1 protein-coding gene is annotated in these 585 nt (G+C 66.2%); it reads right to left on the bottom strand.

Going from position 1 to position 585, the window contains the following annotated elements; all coding sequences use genetic code 11:
• The coding region (locus CN311_RS31705; RefSeq protein ID WP_115504289.1) for a DUF445 family protein at positions 1–529 on the bottom strand (529 nt) is incomplete at its 3' end.
• Between the last annotated feature and the right edge of the window lie 56 nt (positions 530–585).

Below are 585 nucleotides of genomic sequence, written 5' to 3'. Positions count from 1 at the left end.
GCTCCAGCATACGGCTGGTGACGAAACCGCGCAGGCCGGACTGCTCGATTGCCGACAACGTCTGCGGCACCAGACGGCCGACGAACCGCGACAGGCCGGCCGCCCGGTCGGCGTCCGACAGCCAGTCGGCGACGAGCGCGGAAAAGTCGACCTCGGCGAGCTTTTCGCGCACCGGTTCCGGCGCGAGGAAATTGACCTCGATGAAACGGCCGAGATTGTCGGCGATGCGGTTCTGGTTCTCGGGAATGATGGCGGTGTGCGGGATCGGCAGGCCGAGCGGCCGCTTGAACAGCGCCACCACCGCATACCAGTCGGCCAGCCCGCCGATCGTCGCGGCCTCGGCAAAGGCGGCGACGAAACCCAGCCAGGCAAAGCGGCCCTCGAACGACTTGGCCACCGCAAAAATGAGTACGCAGAGCGCAAGCGCTGCCGTAGCGAGGAATTTGGTGCGCCGGAGCGCCGAAAGCTTGGCGACCGCATCGGCGTCGAACCGGGCGACGGGCGCCAAAGCCGAGGCTGGTTGTGACATGGAACCGCTCCTGATGGATCTCGCGGACTTATTTAGTAACCCGCCCAGCCGAATGC

Origin of the sequence: Mesorhizobium sanjuanii, from assembly GCF_002529485.1 — a bacterium.
Classification (GTDB): Bacteria; Pseudomonadota; Alphaproteobacteria; order Rhizobiales; family Rhizobiaceae; genus Mesorhizobium; species Mesorhizobium sanjuanii.
Note: the sequence above shows the minus strand (reverse complement) of the source record. Positions and strands in the feature narration are given on the sequence as shown.